4 protein-coding genes and 1 tRNA gene are annotated in these 7,445 nt (G+C 70.5%); 2 read left to right on the top strand and 3 right to left on the bottom strand.

All coding sequences use genetic code 11. From position 1 onward, the window contains the following. The first annotated feature begins 137 nt into the window (after positions 1-137). Positions 138-1,511 carry a site-specific integrase gene (locus tag JWP64_RS10575; protein ID WP_297495333.1) on the top strand — a complete coding sequence of 458 codons (1,374 nt, stop codon included), beginning with the start codon at positions 138-140 and terminating at the stop codon, positions 1,509-1,511. 79 nt (positions 1,512-1,590) lie between these two features. Here JWP64_RS10575 and JWP64_RS10570 read toward each other — a convergent pair. Together JWP64_RS10570 and JWP64_RS10565 are read right to left on the bottom strand one after the other, a co-directional pair. Next, positions 1,591-1,664 (bottom strand) — tRNA-Met (locus tag JWP64_RS10570). A gap of 408 nt (positions 1,665-2,072) precedes the next feature. Further along, positions 2,073-4,997 carry a UPF0182 family protein gene (locus tag JWP64_RS10565; RefSeq protein WP_297495371.1) on the bottom strand — a complete coding sequence of 975 codons (2,925 nt, stop codon included), beginning with the start codon at positions 4,995-4,997 and terminating at the stop codon, positions 2,073-2,075. 262 nt (positions 4,998-5,259) lie between these two features. On the opposite strand from JWP64_RS10565, the gene JWP64_RS10560 reads away from it, so the two are divergent. Continuing rightward, complete coding sequence (locus tag JWP64_RS10560; RefSeq protein ID WP_297495331.1) at positions 5,260-6,774, top strand: zinc-dependent metalloprotease; 1,515 nt, start codon at positions 5,260-5,262, stop codon at positions 6,772-6,774. Between the two features lie 54 nt (positions 6,775-6,828). On the opposite strand, the gene JWP64_RS10555 is transcribed toward JWP64_RS10560, so the two are convergent. Continuing rightward, positions 6,829-7,413, bottom strand: coding sequence for a M48 family metallopeptidase (locus JWP64_RS10555; RefSeq protein WP_297495327.1), 585 nt, complete (start codon positions 7,411-7,413; stop codon positions 6,829-6,831). Between the last annotated feature and the right edge of the window lie 32 nt (positions 7,414-7,445).

Raw genomic sequence — 7,445 nt, 5'->3', positions numbered from 1 at the left:
ATCAGCCGCTCGGCCGCGTACCGGTACACGACCACCGGCGACCTTCCCACCCGCCGCCTCGGCGGACGCGTCTACATCGTGACCGCGCTGCTGGTCGATCTGGTCTCGAGCGCCGACAACGGAAACGAGGCTGCCTGATGGCGGGCACGAGTCGTCGCCGGGTCCCCGGGATCACGGTCTACGCCCGCGGGAGGAAGTGGTCGTACACGATCTACGGCGAGCCGCACATCCTGACCGGCAAGCGCGAGCGGTTCAACGCCGGCGGGTTCGAGTCCGAGGACGACGCGTGGACGGCGGCGCTGCGCAAGCACGGCGAGATGGATCGCGGCCGCAACGTGAAGCCGTCCACCCGGACCGTCGAGCAGTTCCTCACGGAGTGGCTGGCCAGCGTCAAGCACTCGTTGAAGCCTTCCGCGTACGCCAACTACGTGACGAACGTGAAGGCGTACGTCCTCCCGCAGATCGGGCACCGGAAGCTGCAGGACGTCTCCGTGCCGGTCCTGAACGCCTTCTACGTCCACCTGCTCGAAGCCGGCCGGGTCAAGAAGGACGGCAACGGACGGATGTACGAGTACTGGCGCGACCACCGAGAACTCCGCAACGGCCTCGGCCCGGGGCCTATGGAGCTGAGCAAGGCGTGCGGCACCTCGTATCAGTCGGCGAAGGAAGCCGTGACCCGCTACAGGCGGGGGCGCATCCCCGTCGACTACGTTGCCGGCCTCTCCCCGAAGTCGGTCCGCAACGTCCATCGGCTGCTGCATCGCGCGTTGAGCGACGCCGTCGCGTGGGACTACCTCGTGTTCAATCCGGCCGAGCACGCAGCGCTCCCCCGGGCCCGGCGGCGAGGACGCACGACCCCGGAACCGTGGACGATGGACGAGCTCGCGCGGTGGCTGCGCCACGCGCAGCAGGACCGGTTCGCGGCCCTCTGGGTGCTCGCCGCGACAACCGGGATGCGGCGTTCGGAGTTGCTCGGAGTCCGCCGCGACCTGCTCGATCTCGACGCCGGCACCCTGAAGATCGACGACACGTTGATCTCCGTGGGCGGGCGTGCAGAGGAGTCGGACGGCAAGTCCGACGCCGGCGTCCGGGAGGTTTCGCTCGACGCCTTCACCGTGGCCGGTCTGCGGGAGCATCTCGCGATGCTCGACGAGGAGCGGGAGGCGTTCGGCCGCGCCTACGCCCCTGGCGGTTGGCTGTTCGTCTGGCAGGACGGGCGCCGGCCCCATCCGGACTCGGTCACGGACAGGTTCAACCGGCTCGTCGACGCCGCCGGCGCCCGGCGGATCCGTCTGCACGACGTCCGCCACGCGTACGCGACGCTCGCGCTGAACTCGGGTGTCGAGCCCAAGATCCTCAGTGACCGCGTCGGGCACTCGACCCCGGCCGTCACGTTCCAGATCTACACACACCGCTCGACAGGGCTGGACCGGCCCGCGGCGGACCTGATCGGGCGCATGATCGAGGAGGCGGTGAAGCGCTCGCAGGACGACGTCCTCGGCACCGGCTGAGACCGCTCGTACTACCGGTCTTACTACCGAGACATGAGAACGGCCCCCAGGACGATGTCCTGGGGGCCGTTCTTCCTAGTAGCGGGGGTAGGATTCGAACCTACGACCTCTGGGTTATGAGCCCAGCGAGCTACCGAGCTGCTCCACCCCGCGCCGCTGAGTCCCGAAGGACTCTGGTGTTTCTATGTTGTTGTGTTGTTGCTGTGTTGCTCTTGTAGGTAGAACATTACACCCCGGAAAACAGTCCGCGCACGGGGGGTCGGTTTACCGGTTTACCGCCCCTGACCTGCGGCGATGCTCCGCCCGGGACGCCCCTGACGACGTTTCCCCTGGTAAGGCCCCCGACGGAGACTCTCGTGGCGCTGCTCACAGGCCGAAGCATGATCGCGATGCAGGGAGCAGCACCGACACCACGGGTCGCTCCTGCTCCCGACTTCGCGATCACCGCGCCGTGACCACAGCAGGGATCGGTGCGCCTCGGCGGGGCCGCGCCGCCCCGGAAACGCCGAACGGCACCCTCGGGGCGACTAACGCCCCGAGGGTGCCGTTCTCGAGCTGTGATCAGCCCCCCGGCGAGGCGGGGGTGGCCGGGGCCGGCGTCGCCGCGCCCTGGGCCGCCTGGAACTTCTTCACGGCCGCGTCCAGAGCGGCGAGGGCCTGACCCTGGGCCGCGAAGTCACCGGACGACTGGGCCGCCTTGAGCTGTGTCAGCGCGCTCGAGATCTCCGCAGCCGCGGCGGCCTGGGTCGCCGCGCCCCCCGTCCCCGTCGGCACGGGTGTCGTGGGCCTGTTCGGCGTGGTGCCGCCCCGCGGGGGCGTGCCGCTCGCCGCCGCGCCCGCGCCGGGCCCGAAGACCTGGTCCAGGGCCGTCGCCAGGTTGGCGTCGTAGCCGACCCGGCCGCCGAAGCTCACCAGCACGCGGGCCAGCTGCGGGTAGGACGAGTCCTGTCCCGCCCGCTCGATGTACACGGGCTCGACGTAGAGCAGACCGCCGGCCACCGGCAGCGTCAGCAGGTTGCCGTAGTCGATCGTCGTCTGGTTCTGCCGGAGCAGGTTGAGCTCGGACGACACCTGGGGCGAGCCGAGGAACTGCGCCTGGACCTGCTGCGGGCCGAGCGTCTGGGTGTCCGCCGGTAGCTGCAGGACGGTGATCTTGCCGTAGTCGTCCGGTTCGGAGCTGGCCGTCATGTAGGCGGCCATGAACTGGCGTCTCAGGCTGACCAGCGCGCTCGTCAGCTGGAATCTCGCGCCCTGCTGGTTGGGCAGGCCGGTGAGCAGGTAGTACGGGGGCTGGGCGTCCTGCGAGGCGCCGGTGTTGCCCTGCACCGTCGGGTCCGAGGGGACGTCCCAGAACGAGACCGTGGAGAAGAACTCACCCGGGTTGCTGACGTGGTACCGGGTCAGCAGCTCGCGCTGGACCTTGAACTGGTCCTCCGGGTAACGGAAGTGCGCGCGCAGCGAGTCGGTGATCGCCGAGGCCGGCTTCACCGTGTCCGGGAAGGCGCTCATCCAGGTCTTCAGGACCGGGTCGTTCTCGTCGAACGCGTAGAGCGTGACCGTGCCGTCGTAGGCGTCGACGGTCGCTTTCACCGAGTTCCGCAGGTAGCTGACGGTCTCGTTCGGCAGGCGCTGCCCCTGTAGGCCGAGCTGGCTGTCGTTCGTGGTGTCCCCGAGCGGCACCTGCGCGGCGTACGGGTAGTTCTGCAGCGTGGTGTACCCGTCGAGGATCCATTGCACCCGGCCGTCGACGACCGCGGGATACGGGTCGTTGTCCACCGTCAGCCACGGCGCGGCCTTCTCGACACGCTCCCGCGGATCACGGTTGTACATGATCTTCGAGTTGTCGTTGATCGAGCTGTTGAACAGGATGTTCCGCTCGCCGTAGTACAGCGAGAAGGCGAGCCGGCTGAAGATGTTGCCGATGGACACCCCGCCCTTGCCGTTGTAGGTGAACTGGGCGCTGTCCGTGTCGTACTCGCGGGGCGCGTCGCCAGTCCCTGCCCCGACGATCGAGTAGTCCGTGATCTTCTCGCCGTAATAGATCCGCGGCTCGGTGACCGGGATGTCGCCCTGGGTCGTCGTGTCGCTGACCGTGAAGTTGGGCAGGCCGCCCTGGCCGCCGGTGTCCTCGAGCGCGGCGTTGACCTGGTTCGCCGGCGCGGCGACGAACCCGTTGCCGTGGGTGTAGACGAGGTGGCGGTTGATCCAGTCCTGCTGGTTGCCGGTCAGGGCGCTGGAGTCCAGCTCGCGGGCGGCGACGATGTAGTCCTGCTTCGTCCCGCCGACGGTGTAGCGGTCGATGTCCAGCTTGTCCGGGAAGCCGTAGAAGTTCCGTCGCTGCTGGAGCTGGGTGAATGTCTTCGCCAGCTTGCTCGGGTCCAGCAGGCGGATGTTCTGCACCGTCGCGGCGTCGTCCCGGATCTGCGTGGAGGTGGCCGCCGACGTGCCGCTGTAGGGCTGCACGGTGACCTTGTCGTCCGTCAGCCCGAAGGCCGCACGGGTGGCGGTGATGTTGCGCTCGATCGACGGCGCCTCGCGCTCGTTCGCGTTGGGCGCGACGACGAACTGCTGCAGGACGGCGGGCCACGCCGCACCGACCAGAACGCTGGAGAGCACCAGCAGCACCACCGCGATCGTGGGCAGCTGCAGGTTCCGGCGGAACACCGCGCCGAAGAACGCCGCGGCGCAGATGATCGAGATGAAGAGCAGGATCAGCTTCGCCGGCATCACGGCGTTGAGGTCCGTGTAGGTGGCGCCGTTGAAGTTCGGGTTGCGGTCGGAGAACAGCAGCTCGAAGCGGTCCAGGTAGTAGGCGACGGCCTTGAGCAGCACGAAAACGCCCGCGAGGATCGCGAGCTGCGCGCGGGCCGCGGCCGAGACCTGACCGGAGCGGCCGCTGAGCCGGATCCCGCCGAAGACGTAGTGCGTGACGACGGCGACGACGAAGCTCACCGCCACGGTCACGAACAGCCAGTCCAGCAGCAGCCGCAGGAACGGCAGCTCGAAGGCGTAGAAGCTGATGTCGTAGCCGAACTCGGGATCCGTCTGGTTGAACGGTGTGGAGTGCAGGAACATCTGCACCGTCTGCCAGTCCCCCTGCGCGGCGAGCCCGGCGATGATGCCGACGGCCACCGGGATCCCGATGCCGAACAGCTTCAGCCTCGAGATGATCACCGTGCGGTAGCGCGCGATGGGGTCCTCGGGCCCGGTGACCGGCACGAACACCGGCCGGAACCGGTAGCCGATCCACAGGGTGAGCGCGACGGCGCCGCCCATGAGGAGGCCGCCGACGATGAACTCCACGATCCGGGTGAACAGGACCGTGGTGAGGACGCCACGGAAGCCCACCTCGCCGAACCACAGGAAGTCGACGTAGAAGTCGACCACCCGGGAGCCCCCGAGGAGCACCACCACGAGCACGGCGGCCGCGATGAGCAGAATCCTGGTTCGGCGGGAGAGAGACGGGGCTCCCACCGGGGGCCGCATGGCCACGGGCACGCTCCTACAGGTCGGGTCGGACTCGGCCGGACGTCACCGTCGGACCCGGCTACGACGGCGGGAGGAGGCGCACCCGGGTGTCGTCCCGCCTACCGCAACGCCGGGCCCAGTGGCGTGCCCTGCTGGGACAACTCTACGGACGGCCTGTGGAGTTCCCGTGTGAGGGGACCCCGTGACCGGCGCTTTCGCGCCCGGCGAAGCCGGGCCGGGAAGCCGCCGGGACCGTCCGGACCCGCGTACCGTGGACGCCATGAGTGACGTCCCGTTCGGCTTCGGCCCTTCCGACCGCGACCCGGATCGCGACCGCAATCGCCCGCGGGACGAATCGGGCGACAAGGGAGATAACACCCCGGATGGACCCAATGATCCGTTCGGCCTCGGCAACCTGCCTGGTGGCGGCCAGTTCCCGGGTGGGATCCCCGGTTTCCCGGGTGGTCTGCCGGGCATGCCCGGCGCGGGCGGCCCCGGCGGCTTCGACGTCAGCCAGCTCGGTCAGATGCTGACCCAGCTCGGCCAGATGTTGAGCAGCGCGCAGGCCTCCGGCGGCGACGGCCCGGTCAACTACGAGCTCGCCGCGCAGATGGCCTCCCAGCAGCTCGCGCAGACGACGTCGTCGCTCACCGACGCGCAGCGCGCCGCGGTGTCCGACGCCGTCAAGCTCGCGGAGCTGTGGCTGGACCCGGCCACGAACTTCCCCGCCGGCGCCACCGAGACCGTCGCGTGGACGCCGACGGAGTGGGTCAAGGAGAGCATGCCCACCTGGAAGCGGCTGTGCGACCCGGTGGCGCAGCGCGTCTCCGGCGCCTGGGTCGAGGGGCTGCCCGAGGAGGTCCGCGCCGCGGCCGGGCCGATGCTGGCGATGATCGGCCAGATGGGCGGGTTCGCGTTCGGCTCGCAGCTCGGGAGCGGCCTGGGCCAGCTCGCGGCCGAGGTGTTGACGTCCACCGACATCGGCTTCCCGGTCGGGCCGGGCCGCACGGCGGCGCTGCTGCCCGAGGCCGTCGAGAGGTTCACGCAGGGCCTGGACCGCCCGGCCAGCGAGGTCATGATCTATCTGGCCGCCCGCGAGGCCGCGCACCACCGCCTGTTCGCGCACGTCGGCTGGCTGCGGGAGCGGCTGCTCGGCGCCGTCGAGGAGTACGCGCGGGGCATCACCATCGACACCTCACGGATCGAGGAGATCGCCCGGGACATCGACCCGGCGAACCCCGCCTCCATCCAGGAGGCCATGCAGTCCGGCATGTTCGAGCCGCAGACCACGCCCGAGCAGAAGGCGGCGCTGGCCCGGCTGGAGACCCTGCTCGCCCTGATCGAGGGCTGGGTGGACGCCGTCGTCGCCGAGGCCGTCGGCGACCGGCTGCCCGGCGCGGAGGCGCTGCGGGAGACGCTGCGCCGCCGTCGCGCCTCGGGCGGGCCGGCCGAGCAGGCGTTCGCCTCGATCGTCGGGCTGGAGCTGCGGCCGCGCAAGCTGCGCTCCGCCGCCGAGCTGTGGCGTCTGCTCACCGAGGAGCGCGGGATCGAGGGCCGGGACGCCATCTGGGCGCACCCGGACCTGCTGCCCGTCGCGGACGACCTGGACGACCCGGCCGGGTTCGTGTCCCACCGGGACACGAACGACCCGATCGCCGAGCTGGAGAAGCAGTTCGCGGCGGACGCCCGGGCCGCCGCCGAGGCGGAGAAGACGTCGGGCTCCTCGTCGGACGAGCCGAAGGACGCCTCGACGGAGGACGACGGACCGGACGAGCCCCCCGCCCCGCGCAGCTGAGCACGTCACGGACGGGCCGCCGGGATCTCCCGGCGGCCCGTTCGCGTGCGCGGGTCAGGCGGTGACGGCGGACTGCTCGTCGTCCCCGAGCGCCGGCGTGGGCTCGCCGTCCGTGCCGACCATCCCGAGTCCCGCGGCCGCGGAGAGCCCCTCGAGGTAGCCCATGGCCCGCTCGGTGCGCGGGTAGTGGCGCACCAGGGCCCAGAAGGCGCCGTCGTGACCGGGTTCCAGCAGGTGCGCGAGCTCGTGGACCAGCACGTAGTCCACCACCCAGCCGGGCACGTCGCGCAGCTTCTCGCTGATCCTGATGGTGCCGTCCGCGGGCGTGCAGGACGCCCAGCGGGTGCGCATCGGGGGCACCCAGCGGACGGTCGTGGGAGTCGCCTTGCCGCCCAGGTACCGCCGGGACAGCTCCAGGCATCGTCGGCGCAGGGCGTCGTCCCCGTGCCGGCCGGGCGACCGCCGTTTCGCCTCGCTGCGCTCGAGGCGGCGGACCATCTCGTCCACCCAGCGCCGTTCCTCGGACTCGCTCATCCACCCCGGGATGAACACGATCACCGTGTCACCCTCGCGCCGGGCGCTGACCATCCGACGTCGCCGGTCACTACGCCTGACCTCGACGACCGCAGGGCTCGCCATCACCCCACCCTAGGCGTCGCGGCGCCCCGGCG

Origin of the sequence: Pseudonocardia sp. (assembly GCF_025465255.1) — a bacterium.
In the GTDB taxonomy this organism is placed as follows: domain Bacteria; phylum Actinomycetota; class Actinomycetes; order Mycobacteriales; family Pseudonocardiaceae; genus Pseudonocardia.
This window is presented reverse-complemented; position numbering and strand designations above follow the sequence as displayed.

Coding starts and splice junctions, on each gene's coding strand:
- JWP64_RS10555 (WP_297495327.1), bottom strand. CDS start 7,413: ATGGCGAGCCCTGCGGTCGTCGAGGTCAGGCGTAGTGACCGGCGACGT.
- JWP64_RS10560 (WP_297495331.1), top strand. CDS start 5,260: ATGAGTGACGTCCCGTTCGGCTTCGGCCCTTCCGACCGCGACCCGGAT.
- JWP64_RS10575 (WP_297495333.1), top strand. CDS start 138: ATGGCGGGCACGAGTCGTCGCCGGGTCCCCGGGATCACGGTCTACGCC.
- JWP64_RS10565 (WP_297495371.1), bottom strand. CDS start 4,997: ATGCGGCCCCCGGTGGGAGCCCCGTCTCTCTCCCGCCGAACCAGGATT.